The 802-nt window shown below is 66.6% G+C and carries 1 protein-coding gene; it reads right to left on the minus strand.

Going from position 1 to position 802, the window contains the following annotated elements; genetic code table 11:
* A protein-coding gene (locus AC2D8W_RS22720) for an IS5 family transposase (protein WP_484673435.1) occupies window positions 1–731 on the minus strand; the annotation gives its coding sequence in 2 pieces (ribosomal slippage) (window positions 1–398 and window positions 398–731; 732 coding nt annotated over the 2 pieces). This gene is flagged as partial in the annotation.
* Window positions 732–802: the final 71 nt, after the last annotated feature.

Genomic DNA, 802 nt, shown 5'->3' on the forward strand with positions numbered 1-802 from the left:
GGCGGCGAGGTAGACGGTCGCGGCGAAGACGGCTGCGAGTTTGTCGTAGCGGGTAGCGATGCGCCGCCAGTCCTTCAGGCGGCAGAACATGCGCTCGATGAGGTTGCGCTCTCGGTAGAGGGGGCGATGGAAGGGGTGCGGAGTTTTGCGGGTAGGATTGTTGGGGATGACCGGCAGGGTGCCGCGGGCGATGAGGAACTCGCGCAGGCCATTGCTGTCGTAAGCGGTGTCGGCGGCGCAGAGGGCCGCGGGCGGAAGCGGGCCGAGAAGGGCCATGGCGGCGCGCACGTCGCCGAGCTGACCGGGTGTGATCTCGAAGGCTATTGGCCGGCCCGAGCCGTCGACGACGGCGTGGATCTTGGTCGTGCGGCCGCCGCGCGAGCGGCCGATCGCCTGGACCTCGTCCCCCCTTTTCCGCCGGCGGCCGAGCGGTGGGCCTTGGCGGTGGTGGAGTCGATCAGTTGCGCTTCGCCGGGGGCGACTTCCACCAGCGCCTGGAACAGCCGTCGCCAGACGCCCTGCATCGTCCAGCGTCGGAAGCGGTTGTAGATCGTCGTCGCAGGGCCGTAGCGGGTCGGGCAATCCTGCCACCGGCAACCGCTCTTCAGCACATGTACGATCCCGCTGATGATCCGGCGGTCATCCTTCCGGCGCGCGCCCGGCCGGTTCTTCGGCAAGTGCGGCTCGATCTTCGCCCACTGCTCGTCGCTGAACCAGAATTCGTTGCTCATGATCCACCTCCGCAGAGCTTGAATCACGATTTGGCAAACACCATCAACAAGCTGATCGAGTTTTCACCCTA

This window comes from Phenylobacterium sp. T106 (assembly GCF_057219735.1).